The sequence below is a fragment of the Robertmurraya kyonggiensis genome, from assembly GCF_005116465.1.
GTDB classification, from domain to species: domain Bacteria; phylum Bacillota; class Bacilli; order Bacillales; family Cytobacillaceae; genus Robertmurraya; species Robertmurraya kyonggiensis.
Genome location: NZ_SWBM01000015.1, coordinates 1 through 15,749, shown reverse-complemented (window position 1 = coordinate 15,749; position 15,749 = coordinate 1). Strand labels below are relative to the sequence as shown.

The following is a 15,749-nucleotide window of genomic DNA, read 5'->3' as shown; positions in this document are numbered from 1 at the left end:
AGCATATTGAAAGCAAGCTTTCAATATGCAAGCGCTCGACTTGCATGTATTAGGCACGCCGCCAGCGTTCGTCCTGAGCCAGGATCAAACTCTCCAATAAAGAGTAAGAATTAGCTCTAAATTTTTTCGCGTTAGCGAAAATGTTTTTCATTAAAATAAAACTAACGTTGACGTATGATTTGTTTAGTTTTCAAAGTACAATAATGATTTTTCGTGTTAGCGAAAATATCATCTGTCGCTTAGAGGCGACTTTATAAATATATCATTCTCACAATCAAATGTCAACACTTTTTTAAAAGTAGTTAACTTGTTATCTTGTGACGACTTTTACTATGTTACCACCATCACAACTTAAGATCAACACTTTTTTTATAAAAAATTAAATAATCCACGTATCAATTGCCACCAATGCAAATAATCCAGGAATACCTAGGAAACCTGAAACTACAGAAGTAGCCAAATTGATTGGAATATGAATTCCGAATTGAGCTCCGATAATGTTCAGGAAAAACAAAAATAGAGCTCCAATCAATAGTTTGACGACACCTTGTCCAACTAAGCGAATGGGCTTTAAAGGAGCACCCACGAAAAGAAATACAACAATTAGTCCTCCTAGTAGGGCAATAACAACCATTGGTTCCAAATAAAATCCTCCTCCCGAAAATAACCTATACGATAGAAACTATGTACAAGTTATTCAAATAATGACTCGGGAGAAGGATTTTTTATTTTCTAATATTGATTTGTCGGTTCTTCGCTTGCTTTAATAAGTAAAAATATTTGGCTTCTGTTAATTTCGCATAGCTCAAAATTTCTTCAGAAGGATCAAAGCTTTTGTCAACGAGTGCTTTTTGATTGGCCCAATCCGTTCTTATATCAGAAAGTTGTGTTAACAACTTCTCATCAAATTCTTTGCGCAGCCATCCTTTTCGTCGAAAAAACATGGTGAATTCCTCCGATTATGATTAAACTTCTCTTCTTCCCTCAAGGGCTTTTGACAATGTAACCTCATCTGCATATTCCAAATCCCCACCTACAGGTAAACCATGCGCGATTCTTGTAATTCTGATTCCAGATGGTTTCAGTAGGCGAGAGATATACATGGCTGTTGCCTCTCCCTCAATATTTGGGTTCGTAGCAAGAATGATTTCTTCTACTGTTTCATCCTGAAGTCTCTTTAATAAGTCGGGGATATTAATATCTTCTGGTCCAATCCCATCCATTGGTGAAATAGAGCCATGTAAGACATGATATAGACCAGTATATTCCTTCATTTTTTCCATTGCTATGACGTCCTTTGGATCTTGAACGACACAAATAACGGATCTGTCACGTCGTTGATCCGTACAAATATAGCATGGATCTTGATCTGTAATATGACCACATGCAGAACAGTAGCTTAAATTTCTTTTTGCATTGACTAATGCCTTGGCAAAATCGAGGACCGTGTCCTCTTTCATACTTAAAACAAAAAATGCCAGACGTGCGGCCGTTTTCGGGCCGATACCTGGCAATTTCATAAAGCTGTCGATCAGCTTAGATATTGGTTCAGGATAATACATGTATTTTTCCCTCCTAGAACATTCCTGGAAGGTTCATTCCTTTTGTGAATTGCCCCATAGTTTGGTTTGTTAATTCATCTGCCTTTTTCAAAGCATCATTTGTTGCAGCAAGCACTAGGTCTTGTAACATTTCGATGTCTTCTGGATCGACAACTTCTTCTTTAATCTTTACTTCTAACACTTCTTTATGTCCGGAAACAATAACCGTAACCATACCGCCACCAGCAGTACCTTCGATTTGCTTTTCACCAAGCTCCTCTTGAGCCTCCGCCATTTTCTTTTGCATCTTTTGCATTTGTTTCATCATATTTTGCATATTTCCCATTCCACGCATATCCTTCATTCCTCCATTATTCTTTTATTTCAATAAGTGCATCTCCGAATAATTTAACCGCCTCGGATACAACTGAATCGTCTTCTGGCTGTTCCATGATCAATTCATTTGAGTCATCATCTTGGTGTCCTTTAATGAATTCTCCACGAACCTGACTCCATTGTTCTTCTGGAACTCCAACAATTTGTAAACTTCTACCTACAAGCTCTTCAAATATATTGGTTAAGACATTTAAAAAGTTAGCATTCTCCATAGCCATTTGGCAATGGATTTCATATTTAAATTTAATGATAAAAGCAGTAGTTGAAGCTGCAACAGGCTCCGCTTCGTTTAGCAACGCAGCTTGAGAACGCATCTGTTTTTGAGCTAGTCGACCTAGCATTTCTCCCCAACGACTTTTCACCATATTTAAATCATTCTTGGTGGCAACCTTTAAGATTTCGTTCATTCTCCCAGTAGGTGCCTGATACCCTTTACGCATGCTGCGTTGCGCTGCTGGTTTTGCAGCTACTTGCGGCTCTCCGCTTACTTGAACCCCATTCGCCTTTATCTCTTGAAGCTGTTCTTCCAGCTGAGATACCTTCATTAACAAGCGTTCAATTTCACCTGATGAAGCTAAACTCGTTTTATTCGCAAGCTGACATAGCTTGACGATAGCTACTTCAAGAAAAATTCGTGGATGGTTCGTCCAACGCATTTCCTGCTGTGTTTTGTTCAGCACTTCAATAATTTCATAAATTTCCTCTTGCTCGATCTGTTTAGACAGCTCTTGAAATTCTTCATCAAGCATGACTCTTTCCATCGATTCTTCCAAGTTCGGTGCTGCTTTGTATAAAAGCATGTCACGATAAAACAAGATGAAATCCTCTACAAATCGCGAAGGATCTTTTCCTTGAAAAAGAAGTTCCTCTAATGCTTCGATCCCAGCTGCTACATTCTTTTCCTTCACAGCAAGTGCCAAACGGTTTAGAAAGTTTTGTGAAACAGCTCCTGTCACTGTTAAAGCATCTTCGACCGTAACTGTATCCTGACTAAAGGAAATAGCTTGGTCTAGGAGACTTAGCGCGTCACGCATTCCACCTTCTGCCGCTCTTGCGACAACCTGCATGGCCTTATCTTCACAAGCTACCCCTGTTTCATCGACAATAAGCTTCATTCTATCAACAATGGCGCTAGCCGAAATACGTTTAAAATCAAAGCGTTGACATCTAGAAAGAATGGTCAATGGAATTTTATGAGGTTCTGTAGTCGCCAAAATAAAGATGACATGTCGAGGTGGCTCTTCCAATGTTTTTAGTAAAGCGTTGAACGCACCAATAGAGAGCATATGCACTTCGTCAATAATGTAGACCTTGTAACGTACGGAGCTAGGTGCATACTTGACCTTATCGCGAATATCTCTTATTTCATCTACACCGTTATTTGAAGCAGCATCGATTTCAATAACATCTGAAATCGAACCGTCCGTAATTCCCTTACAAGAAGGGCATTCGTTACAGGGTTCCTGTACTGGCGCCTTCTCACAGTTTACAGCCTTCGCTAAAATTTTCGCGGCACTCGTTTTTCCCGTTCCTCGTGGGCCTGAGAACAAATAGGCGTGCGAAATTTTCTCTTGAAGTAGGGCGTTTTGAAGGGTCTTGGTTACATGCTCCTGCCCCACAACATCGAAGAATCGCTGTGGACGCCAAACACGATATAAAGCTTGATAACTCACTGCCACGCCCCCTTCCCATTTAATATATGTAAGTAATTTTAGTCAAATTAGATAGTCCTCATCATTATACCTTAATTTTTTTCGAATGAGAAACATACAGGAGAAATTTAGGCATAAAAAAACTCACCCTATATAAAGGATGAGTTTAAATTCGTATGTAAAGCCGTGCACCTTTCTTCGACTGACGCCCATAAGCGTTACTTAGGCAGTTAGCTCGGCTCAGGCAACCCTGCGGCACATGGGAGTGTCCACTTAATGCTGCTTCCTTCCGGACCTGACATGGTTCATGGATTCCCATTGCGCAGGACCCGAGCGTCAACACCACTTACCTAAGGCAGACCCTACAGGACATCAGCCTCGGAAAGGAATTCGGTCTCGCTAGAGCGGATTGCGAGTACAGGGCACCGCTACCTCCCCACCTAGCACGGCAAAGACAAGTATACTAGTAATCCGTATAAAAATCAATCTTTCTCAGCTGTAAATTACTGTAAAGCATCTGACTCAAGCTTCAATTTCTTTTTCTTTTCTCTTAGCTTTCTGAAAAAATCAGATAGCAACTGTCCGCATTCTTCCTCTAATACACCTGATACCACTTCACTTTGATGGTTGAATCTTTTGTCCTGTAAAAGATTCATAAACGTACCCGCACAACCGCCCTTTGGATCACTCGCGCCATACACGACTCTCTCAACACGTGAGAGCATGCTAGCGCCAGCGCACATTGGACATGGCTCTAGTGTCACATAGAGAGTAGCCTTTTCTAATCGCCAGCTGCCGATATGCTTACAAGCTTCATCAATTGCAAGAATTTCTGCATGGGCAATGGATGATTGATTCGATTCTCTTAAATTATGGGAACGAGCAACAATTTCATCATCAATTACGACGACTGCTCCAATTGGTACTTCCCCAATTGCTTCTGCTTTTTTTGCTTCTAGAATGGCTTCTTTCATATATTTTTCATGATTAACATTTTCCATATGATACTCCTTATATAAACGATTCTATATAGTTTATCCCACTTTTTTAAGTGAGTAAATTTCTCTTACTCATCTGCATAGGATGAATGTAGCGCAAATATGGGCAAGGAGGAAACGATATGCAAATTCATGTTGTACAGCAAAATCAATCATTATATGGGATTGCTCAAGCCTTCGGTTCAACCGTTGATGATTTAATAGAAGCTAATGAAATTCCAAATCCAAATAATTTAGTTGTTGGTCAAACATTAGTAGTCCCCATTGTAGGTCGCTTTTATTGGGTTCAGCCAGGTGACACATTATGGTCAATCGCAAGGAGATTTAACATGTCTTATCAGCAACTTGCTTCGATTAATGGAATATCTCCAACTCTACCCTTAAACGTCGGCACTCGGCTTTACATCCCACAAAGGCCAAGAAGAGCTGCAGAATTTAATGCTTATGTAGAACCTAGGGGAACAACGGTTGCTCCAGAGCTCGTTCAAAGCGCTAGAGATGCTGCGCCGTACTTAACTTATTTAGCTCCCTTTAGTTTTCAGGCTCAACGAGATGGAACATTAAAAGAACCATTATTAAATGATTTCCCAGCAATCGCGAGAGCAAACAATGCGATCCTCATGATGGTCATTACCAATCAGGAAAACGATCAATTTAGTGATGAGCTAGGACGCATCCTTTTAAATGATATGGACATTCAGAACACATTCCTCGATAACATCGTCGCAACTGCTCAAAAGTATGGGTTCCGAGATATCCATTTTGACATGGAATATTTACGACCAGCCGATCGGGAAGCATACAACAATTTTTTAAGAAAAGCTAGAGATCGTTTCCGTCAGCATGGGTGGCTAATCTCCACCGCTCTCGCACCGAAAACAAGCGCTGAACAAGAGGGTGCTTGGTATGAGGCACACGATTACCGAGCACATGGGGAAATCGTCGACTTTGTTGTCATCATGACATATGAATGGGGCTATAGCGGCGGACCAGCAATGGCCGTTTCTCCCATTGGACCTGTTCGCGATGTGATTGAATATGCCTTAACGGAAATGCCAGCAAACAAAATCATGATGGGCCAAAACTTATACGGCTATGACTGGACCTTGCCATTTGTTCAAGGAACAGTTGCTCGAGCTGTAAGCCCACAGCAGGCTATTCAATTAGCGGCTGATAACAATGTCGCCATTCAATTTGATACTGAAGCACAAGCACCTTTTTTCAATTATACGGATAGTGAAGGTAGACGCCACGAGGTTTGGTTTGAAGATGCTAGAAGTATCCAAGCAAAATTCGATTTAATCAAAGAATTAAATTTAAGAGGAATGAGCTACTGGAAACTTGGCTTATCCTTCCCACAAAATTGGTTATTGATCGTAGAAAATTTTGAAGTCACAAAACGCTAGAAATCTATCAACCAAGCAGTGTCACACAAACTGCTTGGTCTTTTTTTGCGTTTTTATTTCGTTCTACCGTTTTTTTACTAACCCAATCCACCCAAATAAATGGTACTATAGTGAAGGTGAAATTTTTTGTCGATTTTTGAAACAAAGGAGCTAGAAGGATGAAGGAAGTACCTTTTATTACAGTGGAAGGCCCCATCGGTGTAGGAAAAACCTCTCTCTCTAAAGCCATTTCAAAGCACTATGATTACCCACTACTGCTAGAAATTGTGGATGAAAATCCGTTCTTAGAAAGATTTTACGAGAACTTAGAAGAGTGGAGTTTCCAAACGGAAATGTTTTTCCTTTGTAACCGATATAAGCAATTAAGTGATATTAAAGAGCATTTTTTAAATAAAAATATTCCCGTTGTAGCGGATTATCATATTTATAAAAACTTAATTTTTGCTCGCCGTACATTGAAGGAAGACGAATATCCGAAGTACTTAGACATCTATGACATTTTAACAAAAGATATGCCCAAGCCTAATATTATGATTTACTTACAGGCAAGTTTAGATACACTTTTATCCCGAATTAACCATCGTGGTCGCTCACAAGAGAAAAATATTAGCTCTGATTATTTACAGCAATTATCTTTAGATTATGAACAAGCCATGCAAGAATTCGAAAAACAAAATCCAAATATTCCAATCCTCCGTTTAAACGGTGACAATATGGATTTCGTTAATAATAAGCAGGATTTAGACAATATTCTTGCACAATTAGACCGATTACTATGATAGAAGGAGAACCTTTCATGAATCTTCGTGAGAAATACAATATCCCAAAGAATGCCGTAATTACGATTGCGGGAACTGTTGGTGTGGGAAAATCGACGATGACAACAGCGTTAGCAGAGGCACTTCAATTTAAGACTTCTTTTGAACGCGTACACGATAATCCGTACTTAGATAAATTTTATAAGGATTTTGAAAGATGGAGCTTCCATCTTCAAATCTACTTCTTAGCAGAACGATTTAAGGAACAAAAGAGAATGTTCGAATACGGTGGCGGATTTATTCAAGATCGTTCCATTTATGAGGACACTGGTATTTTTGCCAAAATGCATTTTGACAAAGGGACAATGTCCAAGGTTGATTATGAAACCTATACAAGCCTTTTTGAGGCAATGGTGATGACTCCTTACTTCCCACATCCCGATTTGTTAATTTATTTGGAAGGTTCATTAGATGATATCCTTCAACGAATCCAAAAACGGGGCCGTTCGATGGAACAGGAAACACCGATTGATTACTGGCAGGAAATGCACGGACGCTATGAAGACTGGATTGGCCATTTCAGTGCTTGTCCAATTCTTCGCTTAAACATTAAAGATTATGACCTTCAAGAAGAAGGCGCAACAATCGAACCGATTCTAGAGCAAATTTCACGTATTTTAAATATCAACAAATAAGTAAGGCGGCAATAAAAGTTCACTCACTTTTATTGCCGTTTTATTGTTTCAAACAGACTCTATTTTTGTATAAAAAAAATCCGCTACGGTTTACGTAACGGATTTTAAATCTCCAATTTATGCGCTTTGTGCTTTTCAACAATATCAATGGAGGAGGAAAGGGGATTCGAACCCCTGCGCGGTTTGACCCGCCTGTCGGTTTTCAAGACCGATCCCTTCAGCCGGACTTGGGTATTCCTCCGTATCGACAAATGATAATATATCATTTCTATTTGGACATGTCAACAAAAAATCATTTTTACTTTTACTATTATGCCACAATCGATTTGAAATAAACAAAAGAGAACGAGATTATACTCGTTCCCTGCTGAAAAATTATTTAATCACTTCACGATTTCCCATATAAGGACGAAGCACTTCTGGAATTACGACACTTCCATCATCCTGCTGGTAATTTTCTAAAATGGCCGCTACAGTTCTTCCAATTGCAAGCCCAGAACCGTTTAGAGTATGAACATGCTCTGGTTTGCCCTTTGGCTCTCTACGGAAGCGGATATTCGCACGACGAGCCTGGAATCCTTCAAAGTTACTGCAAGAAGAAATTTCACGATACGTGTCATAGCTTGGAATCCATACTTCAATATCGTACTTCTTCGCAGCTGTAAAACCTAAATCACCTGTACACATTCTCATTACACGGTATGGAAGACCTAATAATTGAAGTACTTTTTCAGCATTGCCTGTAAGCTTTTCAAGTTCCTCATAAGAGTCTTCAGGTTTAACAAATTTCACCAGCTCCACTTTATTAAACTGATGCTGACGAATTAAACCACGTGTGTCTCTTCCAGCAGAACCTGCTTCAGAACGGAAGCAAGCACTGAAAGCTGCATAATTGATTGGAAGTTCTTCACCATTTAAAATTTCGTCACGGTGAAGGTTTGTGACAGGTACCTCTGCCGTAGGAATTAAGAAATAGTCTTCATTGCCAATTAAGAAAGCATCCTCTTCAAACTTCGGTAGCTGACCTGTACCCGTCATACTTGCACGATTCACCATGTATGGAGGCAACACTTCTTGATAGCCATGTTCTTCTGTATGAAGATCAAGCATGAAATTAAATAACGCTCTTTCAAGACGAGCCCCTAGCCCTTTATAAAAAACAAAGCGGCTTCCAGTTACTTTTCCTGCTCGTTCGAAATCCAAAATACCTAATTTGTCAGCCACTTCCCAGTGAGGCTTTGGTTCAAAATCAAACTGTCTTACCTCTCCCCAAGTTCTATGAAGGACGTTATCATCCTCAGATTCCCCAACAGGAACACTTTCGTGTGGGATATTTGGAATGCTTAGTAATAGATTTTCAAGTGCTTCTTCTACTTCGCGAAGCTCCTCGTCTAGTACCTTGATTTTGTCCCCAACTTCGCGCATTTCTGCAATTAGATGGTCAGCATCTTGCTTCTCTCTTTTAAGAGTCGCAACCTGCCCAGATACCTCATTACGCTTACTCTTTAATGCTTCCGCCTCAACAATTAATTCTCTTCTTTTTGTATCAAGTTCTTCAAATTTACCGAAGTCGGATAAATCCTCTCCACGATGTTGGAGCTTTTCTTTTACTTCTTCAAAATTAGCACGTAAATACTTAATATCTAACATTTCTTATGCCCTCCTACTTATTTTTGAACAACAAAAAACTCCCGTCCCCAAAAAAGGGACGAGAGTTACCCGCGTTGCCACCCTAGTTGAAAGCAAAAAAACTTTCCACCTTAAATCAATAACGGTTTTACCCGAAAGTATTTACTAACCCATATCAGGGCTTTCCATACTCCACTCAAGGATGGATTCACAAGGTCCATTCACTGATTTGCACCGACCATCAGCTCTCTATTCGAACGGAATTCCTGCTACTATTTCCTCTCACTGCTTTTGCTATAGGGAATTTTGTCTCTTAATTTACTATAATTATCTTCCAATTGCAACCCTTTTATACAATTGTTTCTTTGATCATATTGATAAAATAGGCCGTAATACAATAGTCATCCGTTAACTCTGGATGGAAGGAGCACCCTAATAGATTCCCCTCTCTAGCCATTACAATACGTTCATTGTGCTTGGCCAGAATCTCAACATTTTCACCAGCTCGGACAATGTGTGGAGCACGAATGAAGACGGCATTATAATCATCGGCAATGCCAGCAATATCTAGATTCGCTTCAAAGCTCTCCCTTTGTCGTCCGAAAGAATTTCTTTCAACGGTCACATCCATCACACCGATATGTGATTCATCATAACCAACTAAATTTTTCGCTAGTAAAATAAGTCCAGCACATGTCCCAAACATCGGCTTGCCATTTTGGGCGAAACTTTTGAGTCCATCCATGAAATCATATTTATCGATTAATCTTCTAATCGCCGTACTCTCGCCACCAGGCATGACTAACCCATCTATTTCTTCTAGCTGTTCTTTTTTCTTAATTATAACTGCTTCCACTCCACAAGCTTCGATCGCTTGAATATGCTCGCGAACTGCCCCTTGCAGCGCTAACACGCCTACCTTCACCATCTTCTTTTACCAACCACGTTCTTGCATACGTGCTTCAGGGGCTAGAGTTGAAATCTCAATCCCTTTCATTGGTGTTCCTAGCTCTTTTGATAGCTCTGCAATCAATTTATAGTCTTGATAGTGAGTCGTGGCCTCTACAATCGCACGAGCGAATTTAGCTGGATTCTCTGATTTAAAAATACCAGAGCCAACAAATACTCCATCTGCACCTAATTCCATCATCAAAGCCGCGTCTGCAGGCGTTGCTACCCCACCAGCAGCGAAGTTCACGACTGGCAAACGTCCAAGTCTCTTAATCTCTAATAGAAGCTCATAAGGCGCTCCCAAAAGCTTTGCTTCCGTCATCACTTCATCTTCACTCATATGCACCAATTTTCGAACCTGTGCATTTACTTTTCGGATATGGCGCACTGCCTCCACAATATTTCCTGTTCCTGGTTCGCCTTTTGTCCGTAACATCGAAGCTCCTTCACCGATACGACGAGCAGCTTCCCCTAAGTCGCGACAACCACAAACAAACGGAACCGTATAATCCTTTTTGTTTAAATGGAACTCTTCATCTGCCGGTGTTAATACTTCACTCTCATCGATGTAATCAACACCCATTGCTTCCAATACTCTTGCTTCTACAATGTGACCAATTCGTGCTTTTGCCATAACTGGGATCGTCACAGCATTCATGACTTCCTCAACAATTCGAGGATCCGCCATACGCGCTACTCCACCAGCAGCTCGAATATCAGATGGGACTCTTTCCAGTGCCATGACCGCAACAGCACCTGCTTCTTCAGCAATTCTTGCTTGCTCGGCATTAACAACGTCCATAATGACGCCACCTTTTTGCATTTCAGCCATACCACGTTTAACACGATCTGTTCCTGTCTTCACGTTCCTATCCCCTCTCCTAGAGTTTTTTGCTTGAAGCAAAAAACGATCCTTAGTCTTTTTTCGAAGCTGTGTATTTTGCCAAAGGTAAAATACTTTCCTCGTTCTTACTTAAAAAGTCTACTAAATCTATCGGAATGAGTTTCTTTCCTAATGAAAATAAACAATAAAAAAGGGCTCCTGTCAATACAGGAAACCTTTTTTTTGTAAATATTTAATTATCTCTTTTACATCCTACCTATTAGAACCAGCCTTTTACCGCTGATGCTACACCGCCGAATAAATCTCCGAAGAATCCACCGATTCCACGCATCATAAGGACAAACCAGTTTGCTTTCTCAACATCCTCTGCTGCTACAAGGTCGACAGTTTGACTCTTTTGACCATCTTCACTTAAGAAAATTGCCTCTTCGCCATCCTTAGCTTTGATCGTTAACGTACCAACCTTATCTCCCTTTTTAATAGGAGCCGTTAACTCACCGTCTTTATTTAATTTCTTTTCATCAAGCTTAAGAACTGTTTCAAAATTGTCCTTTTGATCCACACTCACTACACTTGTAAGAGCTTCTTTTGTGTAGATTTTCACGCTGTCTTCTTTCCCTTTTGCAACAGGAAGGGTTTTGTTTCCTTTAACTTGATAGTTTTTCGGAACAATTTCTTCCTTTTTGAAACTACTGAAAGCAAAGTCTAATAATTTCTTTGTTTCTACAAAACGCTCTGTTTGAGATTTTGTTCCCATTACAACAGTGATATAACGTTGTCCATCCTTCATTGCTGTTCCCGTAAAACAGTAACCAGCAAAATTAGTAGAACCTGTTTTTAAACCATCAAGACCTTCATATGTGAATTGCTGATAGTTTGGATATTCGTCCGCCATTGAACGGAATCCTTCTAACATCCAGTTCCAGTTATCCATTACAAATCGATCTTCAGTACCTTCGGCAAAAGTTTTTTCCGGAATACTAGATGTTTCTAATACCTCTGGAAAATCCTTTAGAATACGATATGCCAATTTCGCAACTGCTCTTGCGGACATCACGTTTTCTTCTTCAGGTCCACCTACAATCCCCTCAGGATAATGCTTCGCTAAGTCACGGTTATTTAAACCTGTAGAGTTTACAAATTTGAAATCTCCTAAACCTAGTTCTTCTGCTTTTTCATTCATTAACTGTACAAAGTTTTGTTCTGTTCCACCAACAATCTCTGCAATTGCAAGAGTTGCTGCATTTGCAGATTCAATCGCCATAGCAGAATAAAGATCCTCTACCTTATAGCTCGAACCCACACGTAGATATACATTACTTAAACTATCATCGTGAGACATTTGTGAAAGCTCAGGTGAAATCGTGAATGTTTGATCCCACTTTACTTTTCCTTCTTTTACAGCTTCTAAAAGAAGATACTCAGTCATCATTTTAGTCATACTAGCAATTCCTAGTACAGTTTCAGCATTCTTTTCATAAAGAATCTTTCCTGTTTCAGCATCTACTAAAATTACTGCATTCGCATTGATATCTATTGATGCAGCTGCTGCAGCTGGCTTTTGTATTATTCCTAACATTAATACAAACGTTAAAAAACATAATAGCCCTTTTTGTATTAAGCTTTTTTTCATGATGAGCCCTCCCAGTCTTCATTTACACTCTTGTTATTTTAACATAGTTCCAAATCCAATAATAGATAGAGTATTTTCCTATTTTTAGTCTGATTGTCCTGATTTTGCACTCTAATTTACCATGGAATTTGCAAAAAAAATTGACCATGAATGAACTAGTAGTCCATTCATGGTCAACCATTCATTTATTAAGACATCGAATAGTTCGGAGCCTCTTTCGTAATTTGAACATCATGCGGATGACTCTCTCGGAGACCTGCACCCGTCATACGAATGAATTGGGCATTTTCTCGTAATGCTTCTAAATCTTTTGTTCCACAGTACCCCATACCAGAACGAATCCCACCTACTAATTGGTAGATTGTATCTTGAAGAGGTCCTTTATATGGAAGTCTTCCTTCAATTCCTTCTGGGACAAACTTTTTATTATCCTCTTGGAAATATCGGTCCTTCGAGCCTTTTTCCATCGCTGCAACAGAACCCATCCCACGATAAACCTTAAAGCGACGCCCTTGGTAAATTTCCGTTTCGCCTGGGCTTTCTGACACTCCTGCGAGTAGGCTACCAAGCATTACTGCGTGACCACCAGAAGCAAGTGCCTTCACAATATCTCCAGAGTATTTAATGCCACCATCCGCAATAATCACTTTTCCATGTTTTCGAGCTTCTGTTGCACAATCATAAACAGCTGTAATTTGTGGGACACCAACACCAGCTACAACACGAGTCGTACAAATCGAACCTGGCCCTATTCCGACTTTGACAATATCGGCCCCAGCTTCAATTAATTCTCTTGTTGCTTCTGCCGTTGCTACGTTTCCAGCAATAAGTCCTACATTGGGATAAGCTTCGCGAATTTGGCGTACCGTTTCGATTACCCCTTTAGAGTGACCATGGGCTGTATCAACAACGAGAACATCCACATGAGCCTTCACAAGCTCTTCTACACGCTTCATCGTATCTTTTGTAACCCCTACGGCTGCTCCTACTAATAAGCGGCCTGCATGGTCTTTTGCAGAGTTCGGGAATTCAATTACTTTTTCAATATCCTTGATTGTAATTAATCCCTTCAAAATGCCATTTTCATCTACGAGTGGTAATTTTTCAATTTTATACTTTTGTAAAATCTTTTCTGCTTCATCCAACGTAGTTCCGACTGGCGCAGTAACGAGGTCTTCCTTAGTCATTACATCAGAAATAATGATCGAGTAATCTTGAATAAAACGGAGGTCACGATTGGTAATTATGCCAACAAGCTTTTGCTCTTCTTCATTGTTGACAATAGGGACACCAGAGATTCGGTATTTCCCCATGAGATGCTCTGCATCATACACTTGGTGGTCAGGGGTTAGGAAAAATGGATTTGTAATAACTCCACTTTCAGATCGTTTTACTTTTAACACTTGGTCAGCCTGTTGTTCAATCGACATGTTTTTATGGATAATGCCTAATCCACCTTGTCTGGCCATAGCAATTGCCATTTCTGCTTCAGTAACGGTATCCATCCCAGCACTGATGATCGGAATATTTAACCTAATCTTATCCGTAAGCTGAACCTGCAAACTAACATCCTTCGGTAAAACTTCTGATTTACCTGGAATCAATAGAACATCATCAAAGGTTAATCCTTCTTTAGCAAACTTATTTTCCCACATCTTTTTGACCTCCTAGACTCGAAAATATTATTAGTAGGTTATCAATTGGTTAAAATACTGTCAAGGATAAGATTATATGTTTGATTTTTCTAATTATTTGGAGGTAAGTCTGTTGTCTACTTTTCATTGGTCTTTATTCTCGATGTTTTTCTCTGCTAGCTACACGCAAGACTATCTTAAACAATGCTATAAAAAAAATGGCGTTGAACAGTCCGAAAAAAAAGCATACGAAAATTGCTACCCTTTTATGTATTATCTCGAACATGGAAAAATATATTATGAGCAGGCCAAAGCCTCACCATTAATTATCCAACCTATTCTTCTCTTCTATGGATTTGTTCATTTAATTAAGGCATGTATCCTAACGGTAGATCCAGATTATCCAGAAACCACTTCCGTTCTTGCCCATGGAGTCTCAACAAGAAAAAGAAAGAAACAACAATATCACTTTTCCCAAGATGAAGTAAAATTTCAAAAGACTGGCCTATTTCCCTTTATTTCTGAAAAATTGTTTCACATGAAACAAATAGAAGGAGATAAAGTTTCCATGGATAGTCTTATCAAACAAATACCCGAACTATCGGATTTAATTCATCAGTTAGAGGGAAGACATTCCTTTTTGAATGTGGATGAGGAGAGAAATACTCTTTTAATTCCAGTGAAGGTCCTAGACGTTTTTCATATGACTGAAAACCGCTTTGTCGATTTTTTCATCAGCAAATCTTCCACGGCAGCATTTACGTTTAAGCATTTTGATAAAGATTTTCTTATTTTTGAAAAAGAAGGACAGCACTTTTATGACTACACACCGTTGAAATACAATCTTTTCAAACAATCCTTTGCCCTTCCTCTATCAAAAGAACATGGCTTTACTTTAAATGAATTACTGGTTCACTACCTCCTTCTCTACAATTTAAGTATGATTGCTAGATACGAAACAGAATGGTGGAGTGAACTAGTTAAAACCATGCCTACAAAGGATTTTCCTTTAATCGAAACCTTTTTGCACATCACCTTAGACAAAGGACCATTTTTGATCTACCAGCAACTCATAAACAAGCAAAAATAGAGACCTTATCTTCTTTCCTCTCATGATGCGGCCGGAGTCATGTCGCTATACAGTAAAAGTCACCATGCGGTTGCGCTATGGTGACTTTTATCTATTTTTGTTTCTTGAAGTCTGCTATTGTTCATCGTTGATTGACAAGTGTACCCACTAACCGGAGAAATTCCGTTTATATTAGAGAAATAATGGATATCAGGTGAAATAGGCGGAGATTTTCCACTAAGTGACCTAAATAGTTTTAAAATCATGAAAAATGTATAGCTTAACCGAAAAAATCCCGCTTATTTATAGATAAATAGGTGAGATTCTTGAATTAGCCGGAATTTTGTTCGCCTATTTTTCAAGGTAATAAATTCAACACTCATCTTTAATAGAGCTTAGATCAAAAAAAGAGTACCTCATTAGATACTCTTTCACTTTGCCCGGCAACGTCCTACTCTCACAAGGGGACAGCCCCTAACTACCATCGGCGCTGAGAAGCTTAACTTCCGTGTTCGGTATGGGAACGGGTGTGACCTTCTCGCT

General features: G+C 39.5%; 15 protein-coding genes, 1 tRNA gene, 2 rRNA genes, 1 other RNA gene and 1 other annotated feature. Of the genes, 4 read left to right on the top strand and 15 right to left on the bottom strand.

Annotated features, from left to right (window positions below):
• From FA727_RS23540 to tadA, 8 genes are all read right to left on the bottom strand, one after another.
• Positions 1-100, bottom strand: a 16S ribosomal RNA gene (locus FA727_RS23540); the annotation flags it as partial.
• 279 nt (positions 101-379) lie between these two features.
• Positions 380-643 carry a pro-sigmaK processing inhibitor BofA family protein gene (locus FA727_RS23535; protein WP_136833882.1) on the bottom strand — a complete coding sequence of 88 codons (264 nt, stop codon included), beginning with the start codon at positions 641-643 and terminating at the stop codon, positions 380-382.
• Positions 644-725: 82 nt separating this feature from the next.
• Entirely contained in the window at positions 726-944 is a 219-nt protein-coding gene (locus FA727_RS23530) for a YaaL family protein (protein ID WP_136833881.1), read from the bottom strand.
• 21 nt (positions 945-965) lie between these two features.
• The gene (recR, locus tag FA727_RS23525) at positions 966-1,562 is read right to left on the bottom strand and encodes a recombination mediator RecR (protein WP_136833880.1); all 597 of its coding nucleotides are present in this window, start codon (positions 1,560-1,562) and stop codon (positions 966-968) included.
• Between the two features lie 13 nt (positions 1,563-1,575).
• Entirely contained in the window at positions 1,576-1,896 is a 321-nt protein-coding gene (locus FA727_RS23520; protein ID WP_019157245.1) for a YbaB/EbfC family nucleoid-associated protein, read from the bottom strand.
• 16 nt (positions 1,897-1,912) lie between these two features.
• Entirely contained in the window at positions 1,913-3,610 is a 1,698-nt protein-coding gene (dnaX, locus tag FA727_RS23515) for a DNA polymerase III subunit gamma/tau (RefSeq protein ID WP_136833878.1), read from the bottom strand.
• 163 nt (positions 3,611-3,773) lie between these two features.
• An RNA gene (gene ffs, locus FA727_RS23510) (signal recognition particle sRNA large type) lies at positions 3,774-4,038 on the bottom strand.
• Positions 4,039-4,092: 54 nt separating this feature from the next.
• A complete protein-coding gene (gene tadA, locus FA727_RS23505) occupies positions 4,093-4,590 on the bottom strand; it encodes a tRNA adenosine(34) deaminase TadA (RefSeq protein ID WP_136833877.1) in 498 nt (165 codons plus the stop codon).
• 119 nt (positions 4,591-4,709) lie between these two features.
• On the opposite strand from tadA, the gene FA727_RS23500 reads away from it, so the two are divergent.
• The 3 genes from FA727_RS23500 to FA727_RS23490 all read left to right on the top strand — a co-directional run bounded on the left by FA727_RS23500 (position 4,710) and on the right by FA727_RS23490 (position 7,446).
• The gene (locus FA727_RS23500; RefSeq protein ID WP_136833876.1) at positions 4,710-5,993 is read left to right on the top strand and encodes a glycoside hydrolase family 18 protein; all 1,284 of its coding nucleotides are present in this window, start codon (positions 4,710-4,712) and stop codon (positions 5,991-5,993) included.
• Positions 5,994-6,151: 158 nt separating this feature from the next.
• A complete protein-coding gene (locus tag FA727_RS23495; RefSeq protein WP_136833875.1) occupies positions 6,152-6,772 on the top strand; it encodes a deoxynucleoside kinase in 621 nt (206 codons plus the stop codon).
• A gap of 17 nt (positions 6,773-6,789) precedes the next feature.
• On the top strand, positions 6,790-7,446 hold the full coding sequence (locus FA727_RS23490; protein WP_136833874.1) for a deoxynucleoside kinase: 657 nt from the start codon (positions 6,790-6,792) through the stop codon (positions 7,444-7,446).
• 148 nt (positions 7,447-7,594) lie between these two features.
• Here the strand turns inward: FA727_RS23490 and FA727_RS23485 are convergent.
• The 6 genes from FA727_RS23485 to guaB all read right to left on the bottom strand — a co-directional run bounded on the left by FA727_RS23485 (position 7,595) and on the right by guaB (position 14,158).
• Positions 7,595-7,687, bottom strand: a tRNA-Ser gene (locus FA727_RS23485).
• 134 nt (positions 7,688-7,821) lie between these two features.
• The gene (serS, locus tag FA727_RS23480) at positions 7,822-9,096 is read right to left on the bottom strand and encodes a serine--tRNA ligase (protein ID WP_136833873.1); all 1,275 of its coding nucleotides are present in this window, start codon (positions 9,094-9,096) and stop codon (positions 7,822-7,824) included.
• Between the two features lie 51 nt (positions 9,097-9,147).
• Positions 9,148-9,370, bottom strand: a binding site (T-box leader).
• Positions 9,371-9,424: 54 nt separating this feature from the next.
• Entirely contained in the window at positions 9,425-10,003 is a 579-nt protein-coding gene (gene pdxT, locus FA727_RS23475; RefSeq protein ID WP_136833872.1) for a pyridoxal 5'-phosphate synthase glutaminase subunit PdxT, read from the bottom strand.
• 6 nt (positions 10,004-10,009) lie between these two features.
• Positions 10,010-10,891 (bottom strand): pyridoxal 5'-phosphate synthase lyase subunit PdxS, encoded by an 882-nt coding sequence (gene pdxS / locus FA727_RS23470; RefSeq protein ID WP_136833871.1) that lies wholly within the window; start codon positions 10,889-10,891, stop codon positions 10,010-10,012.
• Between the two features lie 238 nt (positions 10,892-11,129).
• Positions 11,130-12,503, bottom strand: coding sequence for a D-alanyl-D-alanine carboxypeptidase family protein (locus FA727_RS23465; RefSeq protein ID WP_136833870.1), 1,374 nt, complete (start codon positions 12,501-12,503; stop codon positions 11,130-11,132).
• Between the two features lie 188 nt (positions 12,504-12,691).
• Positions 12,692-14,158 carry an IMP dehydrogenase gene (gene guaB, locus FA727_RS23460; RefSeq protein WP_136833869.1) on the bottom strand — a complete coding sequence of 489 codons (1,467 nt, stop codon included), beginning with the start codon at positions 14,156-14,158 and terminating at the stop codon, positions 12,692-12,694.
• 112 nt (positions 14,159-14,270) lie between these two features.
• On the opposite strand from guaB, the gene FA727_RS23455 reads away from it, so the two are divergent.
• Complete coding sequence (locus FA727_RS23455; RefSeq protein ID WP_306461681.1) at positions 14,271-15,227, top strand: YaaC family protein; 957 nt, start codon at positions 14,271-14,273, stop codon at positions 15,225-15,227.
• Between the two features lie 417 nt (positions 15,228-15,644).
• Here the strand turns inward: FA727_RS23455 and rrf are convergent.
• Positions 15,645-15,749 (bottom strand): 5S ribosomal RNA (gene rrf / locus FA727_RS23450); the annotation flags it as partial.